At 51.3% G+C, this 22,169-nt stretch carries 19 protein-coding genes; 4 read left to right on the forward strand and 15 right to left on the reverse strand.

Going from position 1 to position 22,169, the window contains the following annotated elements; translation table 11 throughout:
- Positions 1-6 precede the first annotated feature (6 nt).
- Together V3C10_15545 and V3C10_15550 are read right to left on the reverse strand one after the other, a co-directional pair.
- Entirely contained in the window at positions 7-2,211 is a 2,205-nt protein-coding gene (locus tag V3C10_15545) for a DNA topoisomerase III (GenBank protein WVP60718.1), read from the reverse strand.
- Complete coding sequence (locus V3C10_15550) at positions 2,208-2,966, reverse strand: VanW family protein (protein WVP60719.1); 759 nt, start codon at positions 2,964-2,966, stop codon at positions 2,208-2,210. Before V3C10_15550 ends, V3C10_15545 begins: the two co-directional genes overlap by 4 nt.
- Positions 2,967-3,209: 243 nt before the next feature.
- Here V3C10_15550 and V3C10_15555 point away from each other — a divergent pair, with 243 nt between their 5' ends.
- Complete coding sequence (locus V3C10_15555) at positions 3,210-3,845, forward strand: class I SAM-dependent methyltransferase (GenBank protein ID WVP60720.1); 636 nt, start codon at positions 3,210-3,212, stop codon at positions 3,843-3,845.
- Positions 3,846-3,847: 2 nt separating this feature from the next.
- Here V3C10_15555 and V3C10_15560 read toward each other — a convergent pair whose 3' ends face one another.
- Positions 3,848-5,074: a dicarboxylate/amino acid:cation symporter gene (locus tag V3C10_15560; GenBank protein ID WVP60721.1), complete on the reverse strand. Its 1,227-nt coding sequence runs from the start codon at positions 5,072-5,074 to the stop codon at positions 3,848-3,850.
- Positions 5,075-5,637: 563 nt separating this feature from the next.
- Here V3C10_15560 and V3C10_15565 point away from each other — a divergent pair.
- Positions 5,638-5,841 carry a cold-shock protein gene (locus tag V3C10_15565; protein WVP60722.1) on the forward strand — a complete coding sequence of 68 codons (204 nt, stop codon included), beginning with the start codon at positions 5,638-5,640 and terminating at the stop codon, positions 5,839-5,841.
- 98 nt (positions 5,842-5,939) lie between these two features.
- Here V3C10_15565 and V3C10_15570 read toward each other — a convergent pair whose 3' ends face one another.
- From V3C10_15570 to V3C10_15620, 11 genes are all read right to left on the reverse strand, one after another.
- A complete protein-coding gene (locus V3C10_15570; GenBank protein ID WVP60723.1) occupies positions 5,940-6,770 on the reverse strand; it encodes a hypothetical protein in 831 nt (276 codons plus the stop codon).
- A gap of 316 nt (positions 6,771-7,086) precedes the next feature.
- A complete protein-coding gene (locus tag V3C10_15575) occupies positions 7,087-8,268 on the reverse strand; it encodes an iron-containing alcohol dehydrogenase (GenBank protein WVP60724.1) in 1,182 nt (393 codons plus the stop codon).
- A 112-nt stretch (positions 8,269-8,380) separates the two neighbouring features.
- Positions 8,381-8,926 carry a hypothetical protein gene (locus tag V3C10_15580; GenBank protein ID WVP60725.1) on the reverse strand — a complete coding sequence of 182 codons (546 nt, stop codon included), beginning with the start codon at positions 8,924-8,926 and terminating at the stop codon, positions 8,381-8,383.
- Complete coding sequence (locus V3C10_15585) at positions 8,919-9,464, reverse strand: PTS glucitol/sorbitol transporter subunit IIC (GenBank protein ID WVP60726.1); 546 nt, start codon at positions 9,462-9,464, stop codon at positions 8,919-8,921. The genes V3C10_15580 and V3C10_15585 overlap by 8 nt, the downstream gene beginning before the upstream one ends.
- Positions 9,457-9,822 carry a transcriptional regulator GutM gene (locus tag V3C10_15590; GenBank protein ID WVP60727.1) on the reverse strand — a complete coding sequence of 122 codons (366 nt, stop codon included), beginning with the start codon at positions 9,820-9,822 and terminating at the stop codon, positions 9,457-9,459. The genes V3C10_15585 and V3C10_15590 overlap by 8 nt, the downstream gene beginning before the upstream one ends.
- A 32-nt stretch (positions 9,823-9,854) precedes the next feature.
- On the reverse strand, positions 9,855-10,472 hold the full coding sequence (locus V3C10_15595; protein WVP60728.1) for a class II aldolase/adducin family protein: 618 nt from the start codon (positions 10,470-10,472) through the stop codon (positions 9,855-9,857).
- A gap of 52 nt (positions 10,473-10,524) precedes the next feature.
- Entirely contained in the window at positions 10,525-11,658 is a 1,134-nt protein-coding gene (locus V3C10_15600; GenBank protein WVP60729.1) for an aminoglycoside phosphotransferase family protein, read from the reverse strand.
- Between the two features lie 87 nt (positions 11,659-11,745).
- Positions 11,746-12,099, reverse strand: a complete 354-nt coding sequence (locus V3C10_15605; GenBank protein WVP60730.1) for a DUF1667 domain-containing protein — start codon at positions 12,097-12,099, stop codon at positions 11,746-11,748.
- Entirely contained in the window at positions 12,096-13,373 is a 1,278-nt protein-coding gene (locus tag V3C10_15610; GenBank protein WVP60731.1) for an FAD-dependent oxidoreductase, read from the reverse strand. Before V3C10_15610 ends, V3C10_15605 begins: the two co-directional genes overlap by 4 nt.
- Before the next feature lie 10 nt (positions 13,374-13,383).
- Complete coding sequence (locus tag V3C10_15615; protein ID WVP60732.1) at positions 13,384-14,829, reverse strand: NAD(P)/FAD-dependent oxidoreductase; 1,446 nt, start codon at positions 14,827-14,829, stop codon at positions 13,384-13,386.
- Between the two features lie 236 nt (positions 14,830-15,065).
- A complete protein-coding gene (locus V3C10_15620; GenBank protein WVP60733.1) occupies positions 15,066-15,833 on the reverse strand; it encodes a DeoR/GlpR family DNA-binding transcription regulator in 768 nt (255 codons plus the stop codon).
- A gap of 440 nt (positions 15,834-16,273) precedes the next feature.
- On the opposite strand from V3C10_15620, the gene V3C10_15625 reads away from it, so the two are divergent.
- Positions 16,274-16,963 (forward strand): ABC transporter ATP-binding protein, encoded by a 690-nt coding sequence (locus tag V3C10_15625; GenBank protein ID WVP60734.1) that lies wholly within the window; start codon positions 16,274-16,276, stop codon positions 16,961-16,963.
- Positions 16,960-19,497, forward strand: a complete 2,538-nt coding sequence (locus V3C10_15630) for an FtsX-like permease family protein (GenBank protein ID WVP60735.1) — start codon at positions 16,960-16,962, stop codon at positions 19,495-19,497. Before V3C10_15625 ends, V3C10_15630 begins: the two co-directional genes overlap by 4 nt.
- Before the next feature lie 967 nt (positions 19,498-20,464).
- On the opposite strand, the gene V3C10_15635 is transcribed toward V3C10_15630, so the two are convergent.
- Entirely contained in the window at positions 20,465-22,159 is a 1,695-nt protein-coding gene (locus V3C10_15635; GenBank protein ID WVP60736.1) for a M28 family peptidase, read from the reverse strand.
- Positions 22,160-22,169 lie beyond the last annotated feature (10 nt).

A 22,169-nucleotide genomic window follows, 5' to 3' on the forward strand; every position in this document is an offset into this window, starting at 1 on the left:
TTATCATCAATCGTCCAGCTTAAGTCCCTTAAAAGCCTCCGCAAACGCATTGTTGAGCGGAGCGGCCGCCTCTTTTTTCTGCTGGTTCAGGTATCTTGCCACGTCTTTTTTCGATACTCCGGCTCCCTCTTTTTTCCTGCGTTCCTGGAAGGCGGACAATTTCTCTTTATATCCGCAGCGGCAGACAAAAATCTGCCCCTCCCCTTTTCCGCGCAGTTCCAGTTTCTTATGGCAGACCGGGCAGCGGGCATTGGAGGTCCGGGAAACGGTCTCCCTGTGGCCGCACTCACGGTCCTGGCAGACTAACATTTCACTGTTCTTTCCTTTTACCGAGAGCATCCTTTTTCCGCATACGGGGCACTTTGTATTCGTCAGGTTGTCGTGGCGGAAATTTCCCTCCCCGGCCTTAATCTGTGCAATCAACTCACCCGAATACTCCCGGATTTCCCTCATAAACGCATCGCGCTTTAAACTGCCCTTCGCCATCTTTGAAAGCTTCATCTCCCATTCGGCCGTCAGTTCCGGTTTCTTTAAATCCTCCGGAACCAGATTCAGAAGCTGCCTGGCCTTGGAGGTGAGATAAATATCTTTCCCGCGTTTTTCCAGAAGAAAGCTTGAAAAGAGTTTTTCTATGATATCGGCCCGTGTCGCGACCGTCCCCAGTCCGCCCGTCTCGCCCAGTGTCTTCACCATCTCACGGTCCTTTGATTCCATATAGGCCGCCGGATTTTCCATGGCCGAGAGCAGGGTGGCCTCATTGAACGGTGCAGGAGCTTTCGTCTTTCCTTCCGTCAGTTGGAATGTAAGGCCGCTCAGTACATCGCCCTTCCTGATATCCGGCAGTTTCTGGGATTTGATCTCCTGCCCGTCCTCATCCGGATCTTCTTCCTGCTTCTCATTCTCATAGACCTCATGCCAGCCCGGTGTCTTCACAATCTCTCCCCTGGCCGCAAACCGCTCCCCGCCCGCCTTTACGGTCAGGGAAGTCTGTTCATATTCAAAAGGGGGATACAGAACGGCCAGGAAACGGCGGACTACCAGATCATAGATACGCCGTTCATCCACGGTCATATGATCCAGCTGCACGTATTGCTCGGTCGGGATAATGGCGTGGTGATCCGATACCTTGCCGTTATCCACGAAAAACAGCTTCTCCGGCAGGGCGCGCCCCTGAAGGCGGCCGGCCAGCGTCTTATAAGGCCCGGTGCCGCAGGCCTTTAACCGTTCTTTCAGGGTCGGCACAATGTCGGCGCTCAAATATCTGGAATCCGTTCTCGGATACGTCAGGACCTTATGGTTTTCATACAGCCGCTGCATAATGTTTAACGTCTCCTTGGCCGAATAATTAAACCGTTTGTTCGCATCCCGCTGAAGTTCCGTGAGATCGTAGAGAAGCGGCGCCAATGTCTTCTTCGGCGTGCGCTTTACCTCCTCCACTCTTCCCGCTTCCCCCTGCAGGGAGGAGAGAATCCCTTCCATCCTGTTTTTGTCGAAGGAGCGGGCGCTTCCCGATTTCCCATCCTGCCACATCAGGGTCAGGGAAGGTTCCTGGCACTTTGCACGGATGCCGAAATAGGGCTGTGGGACAAATTTCTTTATCTCCTCCTCGCGCGCTGCAATCATGGCAAGGGTCGGAGTCTGTACGCGGCCGCAGGATAACTGGGCGTTGTATTTGCAGGTCAGCGCCCTTGTCGCGTTGATTCCCACCATCCAGTCCGCCTCGGCGCGGCACATGGCTGCATCGTAGAGGTTGTCGTATTCCCTTCCGTCCTTCAGATGGGCAAATCCCTCCCGGATCGCCTTATCCGTGACCGATGAAATCCACAGCCTCCTTACGGGTTTCCTGCTGCCGGCCTTTTTAAGGATCAGACGGGCCACGAGTTCTCCCTCCCGCCCCGCATCCGTGGCTATGATGACGTCTCCCACATCATTCCTGTAAAGCTGCGTTTTCACCGCGTTGTACTGTTTCGCCGTCTGCTTTATGACCTCCAGCTTAAAGGTATCCGGCAGCATCGGCAGATCTTCCATCTTCCATTCCTTATACTTGGGACTGTAGTCCTCCGGATCGGCCAGCGTGACAAGATGGCCCAGTCCCCATGTTACGATATATTCCTGGCCTTCGATGGCCCCGTTAAGCGCTTTTCCGCATTTCAGCACCCGTGCTATGTCGCGGGCCACCGACGGTTTCTCTGCTATTACTAATGATTTCATCTGTTAAATTCTCCTCTGCTTTCCGGTTCTTCACCGTCATTTCCTTCTCCGATAAAAGGGGCGTACATCATAATGGCATGATTGCTCAAAATAAATTCTTCCCCTATCAGGTTATCTTCCTCAAATGTAAAGCGGCACAGTTCGTTATGGCGGCTGTATCCGCCCCAGAATTCGCTTTTCATCAGGTGGTTTCTCTCCACAATTTCATACCGCAGCGCGGACGGGACACCGGCCCTTAGCTCTCCGTACAGATATTCGCCGTCCAGCCACGTCCGGAACTGAATATCCTGCCCGGTGTCATTTCTTATCATCAGATCAATATGGGGATAGGAGCAGGTGGCTCCGCTTCCGAACGGCTGCTTCCTGTTGGAATCGGGAAATACGTCGTATCCGTGGCGGTGCCGCTCTACGATGGTCAGGGGGGAATGGAGCGCCATCCAGAAAATCAGATTGGAGAGCTGGCACAGGCCTCCCCCCGTCCCGGCCGCCACCTGGCCGTTTTTCAGGATCATGCCATCCAGATATCCCTTTTTACGCGTGGGTTTCCCTATCAGTTTCCAGTAGCTGAATACTTCGCCGGGGTGAATCACAATTCCGTTAATCTTTTCCGAAGCCAGCTTTAAGTTCGTGATTTTATTATACTGATACTGCATATCCAGCCCCTGCAGCTTGCGGAGCAGAGGCGTCCTGTGCCCAAACCAGACGAAAGCAAGCGGTTTTTGTATCGGGGTGCTGCTCTTTTCTGATAACGGCATAGATATCCTCCTCTTCCTAAACGACACGGACGGTATATCATTTATTCTAACATGGGCGATTGCTTCTGACAACTGCGCCATATATTTCCTTATATCGCTGCAGCCTTGTAATTCATGGCGTCTTATGCTATGATTTTTGTTAGTAGAAACTAACTCTTAAATTCACGACGGTAACCGACGCAGCGCGCTACGCCGCGCATACGGAATATCGTTTTGCCAGACTATCCGGCAGGAGGCATACCGATGAAACATCACAACAATAAACAGTACTGGAAAAACATGTCGCGGTTCTACACCTTTTTCGCAAGGAGCCATTCCGCGCTGTACCGGAGTATCTGCAGCCGCATCGCTCCCTACCTGACAAAGGATATGAACGTACTGGAGGTGGCCTGCGGCACGGGCCAGCTCTCCTTTCCGCTCTCCTGCCGCGTGCGCCTTTGGGAGGCCACCGACTTCTCGGAGCAGATGATTGAGCGCGCAAAAAAGCAGGCGGGTTCTTCCCGCCTGCACTTTACCGTACAGGATGCAAATTCTCTGCCCTATGCGCCCCAGACATTCGACGCTGCCGTCATCTCCAACGCCCTCCATATCATGCCATACCCGGAACGGGCTCTCTCCGAGATACACCGCGTGCTGAAGCCGGGCGGGCTGCTCTTTGCCCCCACCTTCATTCACGGCGGGAAAACGCGTTCCCGCTTCGGGATGCATCTGGTAAATATGACCGGTTTCCAGTCTTACCACAAGTGGGATGAACAGGAATTCATAAAGTTCCTGTCAGGACACGGATTTACCGTGACGGAGCACGCCGTGCTGGACGGAGCCCCCGCGCCGGTCTGTTTTGCCGCGGCAGAGAAAAAGACTTCTCATCCTTCCAATTGATTTCATCCCGCCCTGCGCGCTTCCTTCTTCTCTTCCAGTCTGGATACAATCAGGGCACAGGCCGCGTCGCCCGTAATATTGACGGTTGTCCTGCCCATGTCAAAAATCCGGTCGATACCGGCCACAAGGGCAATTCCCTCGATCGGGAGGTTAACGCTCTGAAGCACCATTGCCAGCATTATCATACCGGCGCCCGGAACTCCCGCGGTGCCGATTGACGCCAGCGTGGCGGTCAGGATAATCGTAAGCTGCTGTCCCAGCGTCAGATCCACCTTAAAACAGGCTGCGATAAAGATTGCGCATACCCCCTGGTAAATCGCGGTTCCGTCCATGTTTATCGTAGCGCCTAACGGAAGCACAAAGCTGGCCACATCTCTCCTTCCTCCCATCTTCTCCACACATTCCAGATTCAGAGGCAGCGTCCCTACTGAGGAGGCGCTTGAAAAAGCCATAATCATTGCGGGCGCCATGCCGCTGAAAAAGCGGATCGGACTCATTTTACCGAGCATACTCACCGTTGCGGAGTAAACCACCACCATATGGATAATATATCCGGCATAGGCCACCAGAAGGACAGCCAGCAGGTTTCCCAGTATGTTGGGGCCGTTCTCCGCCACCACAGGCGTGATCAGGCAGAATACGCCGATGGGGCTGAATTTGATAATCGTTTCCATAATCACCATCGAAACGGTATTGGCACTCTCCACAAAATCGGCAAACGGTTTTCCCTTTTCCCCCACCGAGATGACGCCGAAACCAAAGAACAGGGCAATCACAATGACCTGAAGCATGTTTGCCTCCGACATGGGCCCTATGATATTGCTGGGGAAAATATTGACCAGGGTTTCGATGAAGCTTGGCGCCTCTTTCGCGGTATACTCAAGCTCTGTCACGGAAAGCGCTTTAAAGCTTCCCTTGAACAGGTTGGCAAGCACCAGGCCAATCACTACCGCAACTGCCGTCGTGCACATGTAATAGACGATCGTCTTGACTCCAATGCTGCCCACTTTGCGTATGTCTTTCATGGAAATCACGCCGGACATGATGGAGAAAAGGACAATCGGAACGACAATAAATTTGACAAGATTCAGGAACAGCGTACCAAAGGGCTTAATGTATTTCACCGCAATCTCGGGCGTCTTCATCAACCCGATACCCGCTAAAATACCTAACAGAAGACCTGTGAAAATCCAGAAAGCCAGCGGTAACTTTTTCTTTTCATTTGCCATAAACACTTCCCCCTATTTTGTTTTCTTAAATCAACAGTTGCGTTTCCTCTATTGTACACTAAAAAATACAATTGTGCAATTTTATCATTTATTGTAACTATTCAGTACCTTCATAGTTACCGCTTCGCGATGCACAGAAACGGCCCCAAATGCCGTTTCGCGCTGACAAAACTCGGGATTTTTATGCAAAAATGCATGAAAACACCTCGCGGAATACTGCCTTCTGAACAGTTACCATTTATTTAACATCGTTGACTTTATCAGAATATTGTGATATCTCCCAAGTGGAATTACCCGCCTGAGGAGGACCGCTTCAGCGGCATAAATCCCTCCTTCCGCGGGGCTTTCCGGCCTGTTTTCATTAAAACTGAAAAAAATTAAATAAAAAGTATTTTGAACCGCTTATAAATCTTGACAAACTCGATTTTGCGTGCTATATTGAATGAGTATTTTTCATAAAGCTTAGATTTCACATATTTGTTGTAAATCGGTTTGTTGATTTACAAGGATATGTGAATTTTGTTTTATAAAGAAATATAATATTTTAACAGGAGGTATCTTTCATGAATAAAGGTACAGTAAAATGGTTTAACTCTCAGAAGGGATATGGCTTCATCAGCGATGAGCAGGGCAACGATATTTTCGTTCACTTTTCCGGACTTGCAATGGACGGTTACAAAACATTAGAAGACGGCCAGTCCGTATCCTTCGAAGTTACTGAAGGTGCTCGTGGATTACAGGCAGTTAACGTTACAGTTAACAACTAATTTCTGCATGATGCAAAGACGATATAAGGCGCGCTCTGCGTTCCTTATGACGTTCACAATAAAAAGGGATGAAATCAGCCGAATGATTTCATCCCTTTTTATTGTCTTCCGATTTCACCTCCGGACCGGTATGTCCTGTCCTCAATCACTTCGTTTCCCGCACTGATTTGAATTCGGCACATCCTGTCATTATCCTCTAAGGATGCGAAGGCCCTTCCGTTAAACAGGTACCAGATATCGGCGCGGCTGCCCGCCAGCAGGACCAGTACCTTTCCCTTCTCCATCTCACATAACAGGCAGGACGGCTTTACCGCCTTTTTCTTTTTCAGGAATCCGGAAGGCCGGAAACTGCGCCACTCCCATCTTAAGCCGTAGTTTCCGAACCGGTATGCATCCTTGCCGTAATTATACAGGGCCAGCTCTTCCTGCTTCAGACGGCGCGGCATCGCATCCCCCTCCGCCGCTCTGTGACAGTCAAATCCGTCGGGACGGCAGGCCAGCCAGTTCAGGAACGGAAGGAACAGCGCTTTCGCCACGCGGTTATAATAAAGCTCCGTCTTTTTGTTTACTCCCCGAACAGGCCGGTAAATGGTGATACATCCCTTCAGCAAATCCTCGGTGCTGCAAAAGCAGGGCACGTCGTCCCGTTTAATGACGGACTTGTCAATCCGTCCATCCTCCCGGCGTTCCAGTACCATCAGCTCTTCTTCCAGATACGCCAGCATGTACTCATTGATTCCGGGCTGATACCAGGGACGCGGCACAAAAAGCACATGCTCCGGAGCGATTCCTCTCCGAAACCACGGTTCCAGATACCTCCGGTACTCCGGCAGCACCTCTTTCGCCTCCCATACCTGCCTTGGGAAATTGGCGGCGGTGGGGTCCTTATCCACCTCTGTCCGTTCCAGAAAACGTCCGAAATTCATCACTTCTGCGCCACCTCCCGTTTCGTTCTTTCATCCGGCTGCCGTTTTGGTAAGCCGTTAAAACACTTTTACACCTCTGTTGGTATGAGTTATCTTATCACCGGCCGCTCCCGGTGTCAATGGAAGGCCCGGTATAGTTCCTTTCTTTCCGCTTCAAAAAACGCTCAGTGCCGCAATTACTTTCAATACTGCAAATACTGCCAAAAACGGAGTCCACGGGAAATCTCTTTCCGTAGGCTCCGTTTCTTTTCTTAAAATACTTGATTATCAAAATGATTAAAACATTTGTACCGCATATCCTTTTTACTGCCTGACATTTTTACTTATAAGATCGCTCCAGAATCCCTTCGATATCCTCCGCCGTCAGAGCCTCCGGATACCGGTCCATATCGGCGATGCCGGTATTATTGACGGTCATATCCGCGATCTTTTTGCAGTCTTCCTTCCTGATTCCGAATTCACTCATGGTCAGGCAGTCCATTCCGGTTACGTGCAGCAGTCCGGTAAGCGCCGTGACAAAGCCTGCACCGGGATGCTCCGGATCCGCCTTCACTCCCATGAATTCCCCCAGCTCGTCAAACAGTTCCGGGAAATACCGGCAGACGCGTTTGTAATACTCCTCCGCTATCAGGATCAGGCTGGCACCGTGGGCAACATTGGGGAATAAACCGCCCATGGTCTGGCCCGTGATATGATGGGAGGTACAGTTGATGAGAGACTGTGTATAACCGGCCAGAATATTGGCCGCATAGGACATATTGACGCGTCCTTCCAGATTCGAGCCGTCTTCCGCCACCACCGGAAGCCATTTTGCCACCGCCCTGATTCCGTCCTCGGAATAAATATCCACCAGCCTGTTTTCATGGTTATTGGTAATAAAACATTCCGATAAATGGAACAGCGCGTCAAACCCCTGATACAGCGTCAGGTTTTTCGGCAGCGTTACCATCAGTTCCGGGTCAATGACGGAAATCACCGGGAAAATCGCATCCACTGCGAAATCAAGCTTTTCATTCGTATCGGTTCTTGTGATGACGCAGTAGGGATCGGTCTCGGTGCCGGTACCTGCCGTAGTCGAGATGGTTACAACCGGAGCCGCAACCTTAATCTCCTTCCTGCCTCCCGTTCCCGTGTAGGCATAATCCCAGAGATCCCCCTCATTGGCCATCATAATTGCCGCTGCCTTTGCCGTATCCACGCTGCTGCCGCCGCCGAGGCCGATGAGGAAATCGCAGCCTTCCGCTTTGGCAAGGGCCGTCGCGGCCTCCACGCTGTCCTTGGTCGGGTTGGGCGTCACCTTATCAAATACTACGGCCTCGGTATGGTTCTTTGCGAGAAGTTCAAGCACCTTCTGCTGAATTCCCAGCTTTTCCATCAGACCGTCTTCCGTCACGCAGATCAGCGCCTTTTTCCCCGGCAGTTCCACCTCTGCCAGCTCCTTTAACCTGCCTGCGCCAAAGATTACCCTCGTTGGGGTGTAATTATTTACTGTAAACATCATTCACTCTCCTGTATCAGGGCCGAAGTTACGGCCAAACTATTTTTATTTCATAGAAAATTACATCCTGTGAATCTACAACGCTCCGCAAGGATGCACATGCCGCGCAAAGCCGTCATCCGAACATTCCGACCGAAACACTGACAAAGTATGCGAGTAAAACGGAAATCGGCCCGGTAATCATACGGCTGAACAGAAAGGCAGGAACCGCCATTTCCACCGTCTCGTCCTTTGCCTCGGCAAGCGACAGGCCGACCGGAATAAAGTCCGAGCCAACGTGTGCGTTGATTGCAAACAGGGCCGGAAGCGCATAGACCGGAGAAATTGCCCCTGCTGCGATCTGTGTGCCGATCAGAATACTGGCAACCTGGCCAACCGCGGCGGCCGGCGCAAGAATCGGAGCCAGGAACGGCAGAACGCAGACAAAGCTCATAACCATCATGCTTGGAAGGTTGGACATAACCGGAGCAATCAGTCCGGCCAGCCAGTTTCCAACGCCCGTATAATTTACGATACCGACAATCAGACTGATAAATACCATAAACGGGAGCACCGTCTCAAGCACCATTTTCACGGCGTCCTTGGCAGAATCCATAATTTTCTCAACGACGCTTCCTACTGCGGCGCCTATATTCGCAATGATATCCAATAATTTATTCATGGACCTGGCCTCCCTTCTTACTCTTCCTTCCCTGCATCACGGCAAACATCTTTTCCGTGACAATGCCCCTGATAAGACACAGTACGATGCCGACGGCCAGATACCAGATCGCCAGGACATTCTTGTCAAACCCCAGCTCCGTAATACCGCTTGCAATTCCCATAAAGATAAACAGTTCAGCCGGACATACATGAGGAAACAGGCCGGTCAGAGGATGGAGAATCGTCATCTCACAATCATACAGCGCAATCTTGTATTTTTCCTCCACAAACCGGTTCATGGTATGGCACATGGGATCCGTCAGGAAAATCTGGGCCAGCAGCGGGTAAATGGTATATCTTGTAATCGCGTATTTCGTACATTTTCTCAGGAAGTTTGTGATACGCTCCTCTCCGACCAGGCGGATTAAAAGGTTGATAAATGTTAAAAGGACCAACAGGGTGGGAATAATTCCCGCAACCAGATCCAGAAAATAAGAGCCTCCGGCATTAAATATCCCGATGAAGCTTGCCGCCCCGGCAGCTAATTTTTCAATCATATGACCCCTCCATATACCGGACAGCCTGTACGACGCAGGCCATCCGTTTGTCTTTGCTATAGTAGTCTTTGACGGCGGAGTAATGCTCCCCGTCATGGCCGGATAACGGCTTAAGCTTTGCAAAAACCGTTATGCCGGATAAAATATACGCCTCGTTAAGAATCCCCGAGGAATTAAAGCCAAGCACAGCCGTTCTGTTCATGCCCCTGTATGTACTCTTGCCCACAGAAACAACCGCGTTGCGTTTTCTGATTTCCTGATAGTCCCTGGTGACCCGTCTGTACTGCACCAGACTTCCCCATGTCTGCAGAAAGAGGGCCGCCGCAAGGCAGATTCCAAACATTAATGCTGAATTCATTTCCTTCTCCTGACGATTCCGTACCTTCCTGGTTACAGGCTTAACAGCGTTTCAATCTCCTCTTTCGGGAGATCCGCCGGTTCCCCGATCAATTTGGCCAGGGTACAGATTTTACATGCATTCTCTACCGATTCCAGCTTGTTCATCGCATCGAATACCGTGGTTCCGACGGACAGCACACCGTGGTTAGCCAGCAGGCAGATGTCTCTCCCTTTCTGGAAAATCGTTTCCGCTCCTTTATAAATATCGTCGGATCCCGGTCTTCCATATGGAACTACCTCCACTTTTTTGTGATCCCAGAGCATCTCGGCATGGGCAAAGGATTCAAACGGTTTTGCACAGAGCGCATAGGCGGTTAAAAACGGAGTATGCGCATGGACCACGCCTCCGATGTTGTCCCTCATCCCGTATACGGCGCGGTGCATCTTAAGCTCCGAAGAGGCCGGAAAAATGCCGGACACCTGGTTTCCCTCCTCGTCGAATACGGCAATCATTTCTTCCGTAAGCGTCGCTTTATTCTTGCCCGACGGCGTAATATAGAGGTATCCGTCTCTTTTTACCGATACATTTCCTTCAAATGCATTGCACAGTCCCTTGTCATCCAGTCTCTTTGCAATAGTTAATACTTCATGAATTGCCCTGATATCCATTCTTCTTTCCTCCTGATTTCCATACCCTATTGTTGGTTAAACGCGTGAATCATTAATCTGCAATGGCCGCCCGGATCTCGTCCAGATGCTCCCGCATAAAATGGACGCTCTCCACAAATCTCCATGTGTTGACGAACATTCTGTGCACTTCCGACTCGTGGTTCTCATAGCAGGTGAAGTCCATAATAACCTTGACCGCCCCGATAATCATCATGACCGGATAGAACATCCGCTCCGCGTCGTTCAGTTCTCCGAGCTCGCAGCCCGTCTCTTTCATGGTCTGGTTGTAGATGGAAATGAATCTGCCGATTTTCTCCACAGCCACATCTCCCCAGGTTGCCGTATCCCAGGACGCCAGAGCCTGATAACTCATCCATCCCAGATCATAAAGCCTGTAATCCGTGTTAACCCAGTCCAGATCGAACACCGCAATGATTTTGTCATTTTCGTCAAACATGACGTTGCCGGGATTCAGATCCTTATGGCAGATGCACTTTTTAAGCTGTTCCCTGCACTTAGCAAGCTCGCTGTCACAGAAATCAATGGTATCGATGAGATACGGTATCTCTTTTTCAAAATAATCCGTAAAACGTTTAAATACCTTCGGGTTCTGTTTCTTCTCCTCCTGTGCGGCCGGAAGATCCTGTTTCCATACTTTAAACAACTCCTCTAACTCCGGTTCCCTTCTTCCGCTGCCCTCCGGTCCCACATAACCGTATGCCCATGACTGGAACCTGGCGCATATCTCCGCGCAGGAATCCCTGGCTTCCTGCGGCATCTCATTGTACTCCCAGGAATACGGCTCCAGTCCGCTGATGGTGTTGAATACCGCATAGAAGTTGCTCTGGCCCTCAAACTCCGCCACCAGCCACGTTTTACCGGTGCGGTTTACCACCGGGGTCATCGTCTGCATCGCGCCGTTTACATTGGCTGAATAATATTTCTCAAATGCATGTTCGTAAATAATATCCCGCTCCTGCTCGGCCGTGTTGTACTGGCGCACATACCATTTTTTCTCTTCCCCGTCCTTTTTTGCAATGGCAAAAAAGCTGTTGTTCGTATCCCCCGCCTTAATCGGCTCTACTTTTGTGATTTCCCCCAAATCATAATTTTCCTGCAGTAAACTCTGCACAAATTCCGCTGCCTGTCTCATATTGGCGCACACCCTTTCTTTTTCGTGTTTCATACCTTCTCATTTCGTTACTGTTCACACCGCATTGCGCTGTGAACCATAACCTTTAATCTCATTTTCCGCTTTAAATCCCGGGCGTTTTTACTGATTGGACAGTACGATGTCCACCCCTGTGTCCAGAATGTTTTCAATTACCGTTTTCCCCACATAGAACGGCGGGGTTGCCACCGCTTTCTGAATCTCGGCCATTGCATCGAATATCTTTTCCTTCGGCATCGGCCTATTGGAGCGTACCGCGATGATCGGGCAGCTGTACCCCTCCGCCTTCACGGTGGTGGCCAGAGTCCGCATCGGCGAGATATATTCCGCCTCCGCGTAGTCCTTCCCGCGCTTACAGGTGTAACCGCTTATCTCGCTGACCGTTTTCCCGTCGCCTTTTACGGTGACATGGCAGCTGGACGGGCAGATGACACAGATTACTTCTTTTTCGATCATGCCTTCACCTCCTCTTTTGTGACGTTCACAACAATTTCTCCCTGCGTCAAACCGGAAAGTTTTTCGGCCGGTATCCTGATCTGCTCAATTTCTCCCGGATTTACAAATGCTTTTCTGGCCTTATAGAGAACCCTATCCCCGCAGGACGCCTCGATCGTAACCTGCTTCGTCGGCGCCAGCACACGGAAATACATCTTTACTTCCTTCTCCGTCTTATCCGGTTTGACGGACTGCGGAACCATGTACCGCACCAGACTGCCCGGTTTGACAGGTATCTCCGTCCCGCCTTCTCCGCCCTGCCCGGCCGCATAGCGGGCCGCATAAGTACCGGCCAGTTCACTCTCCGTGGACACATTGTCCACCAGATCATTGACGTGGACCACATTACCGCAGGCAAAGATTCCGGGTATATTCGTCATCATCGTGTTATCTACTACCGGGCCGTTTGTCACGCGGTCAAGCACTACGCCGGCCGTCTTCGACACCTCGTTCTCCGGTATCAGCCCGACGGACAGAAGTACGGTATCACAGTCAATCTTAAACTCCGTTCCGGGTACCGGCTGTTTCTTTTCATCCACCTTTGCCACCGTCACGCTCTTTACACGGCGCTTTCCGTCGATATCGATGATGGTATGGCTTAAATAGAGCGGGATTCCGAAATCATCCAGGCACTGCACCCGGTTTCTTGTAAGTCCCGCCAGGTAAGGCATCACTTCAATCACCGCCTTCACCTTCGCGCCCTCTAACGTCATCCTGCGGGCCATAATCATTCCGATATCACCGGAACCGACAATCACGATTTCATTGCCCACAATATGGTTCTGCACATTGCAGAAGCGCTGTGCCGTTCCCGCTGTATAAACGCCTGCGGGACGGGAACCGGGAATTACAATCTGTGCCCTCGTGCGCTCCCGGCAGCCCATGGAGAGGATAATCGCCCCCGCCTCCACCAGTACAGCCCCCGATTTATTCGCTGCATGGATCAGATGGTTTTGACCGTCGATGCTTAACACCATCGTGTTTAACATCATCTCAATGCCGAGCTCATCACAGACTTTTATAAATCGCTCCGCATATTCAGGTCCTGCCAGCTCTTCACCGAAATATTTAAGTCCGAATCCGGTATGGATGCACTGCTCCAGGATTCCGCCCGGACGGAAATCGCGTTCTATCAGAACTACTTTCTCTGCGCCTTCTTTTTTTGCTGCCGCCGCTGCCGCCAGTCCCGCGGGTCCCGCTCCAATGACAGCTACGTCCACATATCTCTCATTCATCCTGTCATCCTCACTTTCTGTTTACGCGAACCAGCATTTCAGAACCCGGCTCATTCTTACAGATTTCTTCTTCGGTTACCGAAAGCTCACGCGCAAGAATTTCCACGACACGCGGGCCGCAGAAACCGCCCTGGCAGCGTCCCATCCCGGCGCGCAGCCTGCGCTTAATGGCATCCACGCTCCTCGCTCCCGGTCCTTTATGGATAGCCTCCACAATCTCTCCCTCCGTGACCGTCTCACAGCGGCAGATAATATTTCCATAACTGGGATTCTTCCGGATTGCCTCGTCGCGTTCCTCCTCGGTCATCGAGGCAAAACGTTTGATTGCCTTTCTTTTGGAGATCCAATTCTCTTTCTCCCTCAACTCAAGACCTTCATCGTCCAGCAGTTCGGCCACATATTTGGCTACTCCAGGCGCCGCGCTGATCCCCTGGTTGATTCCGACCGCTTCTATGTATCCCTTACAACCGTCTACCGTACGGATTCTCCAGTCTTTTTTCGGGTAAATCGCAGGGCGCACGCCGCAGAACTGTGTCACGGAGTCAAATGGGCTCACGGCCGGTATCATCTTCCGGCAGTCCGAGACGATGCTGTCCATGGTCTCTTTATCCGTCTTGGTGCACTCCCGGTCACTCCTGTTATCCGCCGACGGGCCTACCAGGAGGTTTCCGTGTATGGTAGGCGTCAGAAGGCGTCCGCGGCTCACCGGTGTGGGGAGGGGAACAATAATATGCTCCGGTTTATATGGTAAATTCTTATCAAGAACGAAAAACTGTCCGGTGCGGGGATAATTGTAATAATCGCAGAAACCGACCGACTGTGCCAGCTTATCCGCATAGATGGCCGCGGCATTAATTGCAAAACGGCATTCAATCTCGCCCTTATCGGTGACAACCGATTTCACGGCATGTGTTTCCGGGTCCACGTTAATCCGGGAAACGGTCGTGCCGAGCATCACCTTAACCCCGTTGTCCATCGCATTCTCGATAAAGGCAAACAGTAACTCCATCACATCCACAATCGCCTCGTTCGGCACCAGCAGGCCTCCGACAATATCCGGGTTCAGGGAAGGCTCCATCTGATGGACCCTTTCTCCCGAAAGCATTTCCACATTGTACTCGCCGTTCAGGATGGCTTTCTTCCTGATTAACTTAAGCTGCTCCAGCTCTTTTTCATCATGGGCCACATAAATCATGCCCAGCCGTTTCATCTCCACATCCAGATCGTTACAGACCTGGTCGTATGCCCGGTTGGAAGCCGATGTAAGCCTCGCCTCCAGGGAACCCGGCTCCGCATCGTGTCCGCTGCACAGTGTCGCGCTGTTACACTTCGATGCGTACCCGCCCACATCCTCATTCCGCTCAACCAGAATGACATTTAACTCATAGCGGGACAGCTCCCTTGCGATGGCAGAACCCGTCGCGCCTGCACCAATAATCACAACATCCGCCTGCATTATTTCATCCCCTCCTCATATCTTCCATGTATCTTTTCTCCAAGGACACGTTGTCTGTCCTGTTCACAGGCTTAAATTAGCACAAAGAAAACCGTCTGTCAACTCATGTAAATGTTTTAACAGACGGGATATTTCAGACTATTTTCTTTCTATTGTGTGGCCATATTCCAATAAAACCACAAAATTCCAAACGGGGACGGGTTCCTGTTCACGGAGATGGAACACCATATTCCCGATCATTTTGCCGCGCAGTAAACCTTGATTCCCATGGATGTATAATAAGACAGCTCTTTTTTTGTAATATGCCAGTCCGTGATCATCTGGTGCACGGCCTCAATTCCGGCAAACCGGCAGAAGGCAACGACTCCGAATTTCGTGGAATCATTCAGGAGAATCCTCTCCCGGCTCATCTCAATCGCCGCCCGCAGAAGTTCACTCTCCTCCTCCGTATACTCCGTGAGGCCGTCGGACGGCGAGACTCCGGAGACGCTGAAAAACGCCTTGTCCACCCGGTATCTGCGGAAGCAGTACGCCGTCAGATCCCCCATCGTCTTCTGCTGCTTATGCCAGATATTGCCGGCGGTGAGAATGACGTGGTTGCTCATATTGGAAGATATCTGGTTTCCAAGCTGGATGGAATTCGTCACAACGGTCAGGTTGTTTTTGGCCGCCAGATACTTCCCGAGCGGCAGAGTCGTCGTGGAGGCCAGAATCGCCAGGGACTGGCCGTCCTGGACAAGCTCCGCCGCCTCCCTGCAGATCGCCTCTTTCTCCATCGGGTTATTATTGATGCGCACCTCCACCTCGTATTCATTGGCCGTAAAGGAATCATACACCGCGCCGCCGTGGACACAGCGCAGCAGCCCCTGTTTTTCAAGCTCCATCAGGTCCCTCCGGATGGTTTCATCGGAAACCTGGAAATATTCTTTCAAATCTTTGACACGTACGTTCTGCTGCTCGCGAATCTTGTTAACAATAAATTTAAGGCGTTCGTTTTTTAGCATAAATACTTCTCCTTTATTCAGTGTGTGGAAGATGTTGAAAATCCGCAAAAATCCGCATATTCCAACTTGTGCATATTGCATAATATTACATTGGTACAAGTCTTATTTTTTCTACCTTTAGCAAAATGTCAAATCTGGATTTCCGATTGTATTTGATACATTCTTAACAATTTTACCATATTCTTTTTCAAATATTATATCATATTATACAGATTCCGGATGAAAAATCGCTCCATTTTTTCCGGTTCAAATGTGGGATTCTGTTTCCGCGCACCATACAGCTTGCTGCCGGGCGTGGGAACAGATGAACCCTCTTCAACCGTGCGGTTGGACGGCAGACGGTGAATCCCCGCCGTAAAGTGACGGATCTCTCACCTGAAAGTCACGCAAAAGTAATCAGGATGTTCTATAATACAGATAAAGAAAAGGAGGGACACAAAATGGAATTTTTAAAAATAGAAAATTTATGCAAGGTTTACGGCAGAGGGGAAAACCAGGTAACCGCCCTCGACCATGTAAACCTTACGATTGATAAAGGAGAATTCACCGCCATCATCGGCTCCTCCGGTTCCGGTAAATCCACGCTTCTTCACGCGATTGCCGGTGTGGATGTGCCGACGGACGGTAAAATATTTCTGGATGGACAGGACGTCTATGCCAAAAGCAATGAAAAACTCGCCGTGTTCCGCCGGAGGCAGGTCGGACTGATTTACCAGTTCCATAATCTCATCCCTACCCTGAATGTGGTGGAAAATATTACCCTTCCCATTCTGATGGATCGGAGAAAGGTGAATGAGGAACGGCTAAATGACCTGCTTGATCTTCTGGGGCTTCAGGAGCGGAAAACCCATCTGCCCAACCAGCTTTCCGGCGGCCAGCAGCAGCGTGTCGCCATCGGCCGCGCCCTGATGAACGCACCGGCCGTCATGCTGGCGGATGAGCCGACGGGCAGCCTGGACAGCCGCAACGGCAAGGAAATCATCCATCTGCTGAAGGAGAGCCACAAAAAATACCATCAGACACTGATTATCGTCACCCACGATGAAAATATCGCCCTGCAGGCGGACCGCATTATCACCATCGCCGACGGCAGGGTGGTCCGGGATGAGAGGCAGGTGGAAAATTCATGAATATTTTTGATAAAGTAGCCCTGCAGGGACTAAGGAAGAACCGTGCCAGGACGCTTGTGACCATAGCAGGAGTGGCGCTGTCGGCCGCCCTGATTACGGCGGTCGCTACCTTTTCCGTGTCACTGCAGACTTATCTGATTAATGGGGCCATCGAAAAAACCGGGGACTGGCACGTTGAGTTTTACGGCGCTGACTCCTCTTTCGTACAGGAACAGGCCGCAGACGACAGGATTAAAAACGCTTCCTTCTTTGAAAATATCGGCTACGCTTCGCTGGAAGGCGGGATCAATCCCGACAAACCGTATTTATTTATCGCGGGTTTCAACCGTGAAACCTTTGATATGCTTCCGGTCCATCTTCTCTCGGGAAGACTGCCGGAAAACAGCGGCGAAATCCTGGTCCCGGCGCACGTTGCGGCCAACGGAGGCGTAAAGATTTCGATCGGCGACACCCTTATCGTGCCGGTCGGAACACGGCAGATGGGAAATCTCACACTCAGCCAGCACGATCCCTACCGTCCCGGGGAGGAAACGCTGAACCCTGAGGCAGTCCGGACCTATAAGGTCGTCGGAATCTTCCAGAGGCCCGCGTTTGAGGAGCGCTCCGCCCCCGGATATACGCTGATAACAATAGCGGATTCAGCCGCTCCCGGGAATTGCCTGAGCGCCTTTATCACGCTGAAAAATCCGCACAGTGTCCGCGCCTATGCAGACGGCACAGCCGGAGGGCTGTCCTACGTGCTCAATGACGACGTGCTCCGGTTTATGGGAATCTCGGATGACACACTGTTTAATACGCTGCTCTATTCAACCGGCGCCATTTTAATCGCCCTGGTTATGACAGGCTCCGTATTTCTCATTTATAATTCATTTAATATCTCTCTCAATGAGCGCACACACCAGTTTGGAATTCTCATGTCGGTGGGAGCCACGGAAAAACAGCTTCGCAGCTCCGTTTTATTTGAGGGACTGGTAATCGGCGCAATCGGGATACCGCTCGGCATCCTGATCGGGATACCCAGCATCCAGTTTGTGATTTCCCTGGTGGCCGGTAATTTTGGGGCCGTTATGTATGACAGCGTTCCCCTGACCCTGTGTATATCCCTGCCCGCAATCTGCGCCGCCGCGGTCATCAGCATGATTACGATTCTGATATCCGCTTATATTCCGGCAAGGAAAGCCGCCCGCACTCCCGTGATGGAATGCATCTGCCAGACCAACGAGATAAAGGTCGAACCGGGAGCCGTGAAGACATCAAAATTCGCGGGAAACTTATACGGTCTTGAAGGAACTCTTGCACTGAAAAATTTCAAGCGGAACAAGAGACGTTACCGCAGTATTGTCCTGTCACTCACCTTAAGCGTCGTACTGTTTGTATCGACAAGTTCCTTTGCAATGAATTTAAACGGGATTGCCAATCAGTCGGCCGTGGAAATGGACGGGGATGTCGTGTTCTATACAAAGGATACGGATGAAAATGAACTGCTCCGTCTATACGGCGAAATGGAAACCGCCGCCGGTGTCTACAGAAGTACCCATCAGGCCGTCTCAACCTATACCTGCGAGGTGGATACGGGTGATTTTACAACGGAATTCCGGGACTCTTACCTGGAATCCCAGGGATTAGACGCGAACTGTAAAACGGTAAACCTGTCAATGGATGTCCAGTTTATCGAGGAGGACATCTATGGAGACTTTCTTGAGAGTCTCGGCCTGCCCGCATCAAATTCCAGCGGACAGAATGAAGCCATGATCATTGTTGGAAAAAAGCCGGGCAATATTGATATTTTCAAAAACAAAACCATGGATTTCACGATCCGCAGCGAATCCGGGGAAGCGGCCCGGACAATCCATACGCTTTTTGCCGACACCTACCCGCTGGATCCACCGCCTCTCGATCCGCCTGTAAAAAGGGACTACGTTTTAATGGTTGTTGCCCCTTACACGGCGAAACCGCAGTTTGACCTTCTGGGTGCGCCAGAACGGCAGGCCTTCACCTTCTGGTCCAAGACTCCCGGCCTGTCTGCCGCACAGATGCAGGCCATGATCGACGGAGCCGGCCTTACTTCCAGCTACAACCTGTTCAACCTCCATGCCGTGCTGGAGGAAAACCGCAATATTCTATTTATTGTAAATCTGTTCACCGTTGTGTTTGTCATCATGATCTCGCTGATTGGAACGGCCAATGTGTTCAATACGATTTCCACCAACATCAGGCTGAGAAGACGGGAACTGGCCATGCTCCGCTCCGTGGGACTGTCCGACCGCTCTTTCAACCGGATGATGCGTTTTGAGTGCGCTCTTTACGGTATAAGGACACTGCTGTTCGGACTGCCAATCTCGGGTGTTTTGTCCTGGCTGATTTACAGGGGGATGGTACTCGGGGGCGGGGAAATCAGGTATATTTTTCCCTGGGGCAGTATCGCGGTCTGCGTGCTCGGCGTATTCTTTGTGATATTTATTACCATGCTGTATGCTACGGGGAAGATTCGGAAGGAGAATATTATTGATGCGCTGCGGGATGATATGACGTGATGGTGGGTGAAAATGAGAACGCCGCCGTTAGGTCGGGGTTCGGGATGGTGAGGGGAGGTTGTGAGTCTTCAGTCCCGGGATGAAGGTTGTCGCGGGTGGGGAATCCGGGCAGAAAAAGTTCCTTCGGGAAACGCTTGCGCTCTTCGAAGTGCATAACGGTACTAACCTCGAAAAAACCTCGGTAAGTGCCGATGAACTTCAGGTTCCCTGCGGAATCTTTTTCTCCCGGATTCCCCACGGGAAGGTTATGGCCCGGGACTGAAGACGCGAAGGTTTTCGCCACCCCGGACTCCGGCCTGCGGCCGCTGAATTGTTCTTATTCCTTCAAAGGGGGGAGGGATTGTCGCTGCCACTACGTTTCCCCGAATCCCGGGAGAATACTTCTATATGGTATTCAATTGATGAGTCTGAGTTTTAGTGCCTGACCTATCCTTTAATAACTATTGAATTTTTTGATTCATCATTAAATATAGCTTTGGATTTTTCTCTGAATCCAGCCCGAAATACCTTCATAAGGTAAAAGATTCACGACTACATAGTGGCCGCGACAATACCTCCCCCTTACTTGACGAAAGAGACAATCAGCCCTGAAGCCGGCGGACGGGGCAACAGCCTTCGCTGAGTCTTCAGTCCCGTCGATAACCTGCCCGGGGGAAGGAGGAGAAAAACTTTCCGAAGGGTGACCTTGAAGCCCGCCGGTGCTTGGCGAGGTCCTTTCGAGCCTAGCATCCGCTGTGCGCTTCACAAGCGGGAGCGTGTCCCCGCAGGAAAGTCTTTCTCCGGATTCCCCCTCACCACAACCTATAAACCGGGACTGAAGACTCATCCATCCAACCCACTACCCCGTCCGCCGTCTTTCAGAGGCGTCCTCTCATCTCACCCAAACCCAAAAAGGGAACTTTGCCGCAGCAGAATCCTACTCCTGCTGCGGCAAAGTTCCCTGTCTGAAGGCAGTTCCGGCGCGCCTCTATCTGCGCAGGGTCATGCCTTCTATATATGTTATCATCTCTTCCAATCCATTGCACAGCCGGTTTTTGTACCGCATAAAGTCAGTTTGGGCCATCAGATAATATTCTCTCTCTGTGTTATCCCTGGTAATTCCTCCAAACTGCGCTATGTCGGCAAATACCCCGAACGGGCATCCGCAGTCGTGGGTATAGGCGTCTTTCCTGCAGTAAAACAGGTGGAGCGCCTTTCCCACAACCGCCTTTATATCTAAATCTTCTGCCAGACCCTTTTCTGTCATTCCCTCAAATGCAGTCAGGCTCTCTTTGGCTCTCTGCCATACTTCTCTGATTTCACAGCCGTCAAAGTCTTTTGTTAATGAAGCCAGAATCCGGTTCAGCCGTTCGTCCATATCGCGGGTAAATTCCGGGATGTTGACCGGCAGGATCTCAGCCCCCTCAATGGCTTTGATCAGTTCCAGATTGATCCCGGCATCACGCATCATGATTGTCTCATCCAGCTTGTCGAGCGTGTCCTCCGGCGTGTGCCACCATGGGCCTCCGCTGGGACAGTCCGACAGACGCCTGTCCTTTTCCGGCTCATACTTTAACATAATGGTGATGGGGATATCGGTTCCCCAGAAGGACTGGTCCGCGCCGCGTATCATCGGAACGTAGGCGTCGGGCCGTTTTCCCGTGTATTTCTCAATCAGTTTTCCGGTAAAATCAAGTCCCTCCGTACCGGCGGTGCGCGCCACGATCCGCTCCGCATTTCTGCATCCCGTCAAATCCAGGTTGATATGGGCTACACAGTGCTTTTTAAGCTGCCTGTAATGGCTGTCGCAGTACCAGGCCGAACCGGAAAAACGTCCGTCGGAATGGCCCGACCACCAGGCAATCCTGATTCCGCGGCGCAGGAGGCCGCGGCGTTGATTCAGAATCCGTGCATACTCCAGAAGAATCGCATCGCTGACGGCATTATCGGTAATTCCCTCATACCAGGAATCATAGTGCCCTGACACCAGGACAAAGTTTTCACTTGTTCCGGGTATGTCGGCGATAACCATCGTACTTTTCCTGATTCCGGTGTCCATCTTAATCGAAAGCACGGCTTCCCGTTTACCTTTTGCCAGAAGTCCGATTAACTCCTCCCCGTCCTCCCGGCTGATTCCGGCCGACGGAAGAAAACGCATATAAACGGCTTCGTCAAGCCCAGACGTCCCCCAGACACTTCCGATATTGCTGTGATGGATATAGCCGCCCTTCGTGCTGCAGATATGTAGAACCGCCAGCGCTCCGGCATCCAGGGCTTTTCTTGCGAAATCCCCCTTTCCATCCCAGGTCAGGACGATTTTGCCGGAAAATGCACCGAAACGTTCATGTTCCTGCCTTTGCGGCTGTTTTTTCTCCCTGCACGGAAAGTCGTAATACAGCTCTCCGGATAGTCCGTCGGCTTCCTCACTGTAAACATCTCCGACAAGACGGTATTGTTTTCCCTCCACCGTCACCTCTGCGGACACGGGATTACTGAAGAATCCCTCATATTCACAAAGCTCATACGGAACACCATAGCAGTCCAGCTTCTCTTTCAGGTATCCAGCCGCTTTTTCTCCATCTTCCGTGCCGCTGTAACGGAACAGCCCATTAAACCGTTCCACCGTTTCCAGCAGATTTTCTCTGCTGATTTCATTTAACAGTTCTGTCTCTGTCTGTTTCATCTTACACACT

Source organism: [Clostridium] symbiosum, assembly GCA_036419695.1.
In the GTDB taxonomy this organism is placed as follows: Bacteria; Bacillota; Clostridia; order Lachnospirales; family Lachnospiraceae; genus Otoolea; species Otoolea symbiosa_A.

Excerpts from the sequence above, each read along its gene's own strand:
- V3C10_15545 (WVP60718.1), bottom strand. The coding sequence starts at position 2,211 with ATGAAATCATTAGTAATAGCAGAGAAACCGTCGGTGGCCCGCGACATA.
- V3C10_15550 (WVP60719.1), bottom strand. The coding sequence starts at position 2,966 with ATGCCGTTATCAGAAAAGAGCAGCACCCCGATACAAAAACCGCTTGCT.
- V3C10_15555 (WVP60720.1), top strand. The coding sequence starts at position 3,210 with ATGAAACATCACAACAATAAACAGTACTGGAAAAACATGTCGCGGTTC.
- V3C10_15560 (WVP60721.1), bottom strand. The coding sequence starts at position 5,074 with ATGGCAAATGAAAAGAAAAAGTTACCGCTGGCTTTCTGGATTTTCACA.
- V3C10_15565 (WVP60722.1), top strand. The coding sequence starts at position 5,638 with ATGAATAAAGGTACAGTAAAATGGTTTAACTCTCAGAAGGGATATGGC.
- V3C10_15575 (WVP60724.1), bottom strand. The coding sequence starts at position 8,268 with ATGATGTTTACAGTAAATAATTACACCCCAACGAGGGTAATCTTTGGC.
- V3C10_15580 (WVP60725.1), bottom strand. The coding sequence starts at position 8,926 with ATGAATAAATTATTGGATATCATTGCGAATATAGGCGCCGCAGTAGGA.
- V3C10_15585 (WVP60726.1), bottom strand. The coding sequence starts at position 9,464 with ATGATTGAAAAATTAGCTGCCGGGGCGGCAAGCTTCATCGGGATATTT.
- V3C10_15590 (WVP60727.1), bottom strand. The coding sequence starts at position 9,822 with ATGAATTCAGCATTAATGTTTGGAATCTGCCTTGCGGCGGCCCTCTTT.
- V3C10_15595 (WVP60728.1), bottom strand. The coding sequence starts at position 10,472 with ATGGATATCAGGGCAATTCATGAAGTATTAACTATTGCAAAGAGACTG.
- V3C10_15600 (WVP60729.1), bottom strand. The coding sequence starts at position 11,658 with ATGAAACACGAAAAAGAAAGGGTGTGCGCCAATATGAGACAGGCAGCG.
- V3C10_15605 (WVP60730.1), bottom strand. The coding sequence starts at position 12,099 with ATGATCGAAAAAGAAGTAATCTGTGTCATCTGCCCGTCCAGCTGCCAT.
- V3C10_15610 (WVP60731.1), bottom strand. The coding sequence starts at position 13,373 with ATGAATGAGAGATATGTGGACGTAGCTGTCATTGGAGCGGGACCCGCG.
- V3C10_15615 (WVP60732.1), bottom strand. The coding sequence starts at position 14,829 with ATGCAGGCGGATGTTGTGATTATTGGTGCAGGCGCGACGGGTTCTGCC.
- V3C10_15620 (WVP60733.1), bottom strand. The coding sequence starts at position 15,833 with ATGCTAAAAAACGAACGCCTTAAATTTATTGTTAACAAGATTCGCGAG.
- V3C10_15625 (WVP60734.1), top strand. The coding sequence starts at position 16,274 with ATGGAATTTTTAAAAATAGAAAATTTATGCAAGGTTTACGGCAGAGGG.
- V3C10_15630 (WVP60735.1), top strand. The coding sequence starts at position 16,960 with ATGAATATTTTTGATAAAGTAGCCCTGCAGGGACTAAGGAAGAACCGT.
- V3C10_15635 (WVP60736.1), bottom strand. The coding sequence starts at position 22,159 with ATGAAACAGACAGAGACAGAACTGTTAAATGAAATCAGCAGAGAAAAT.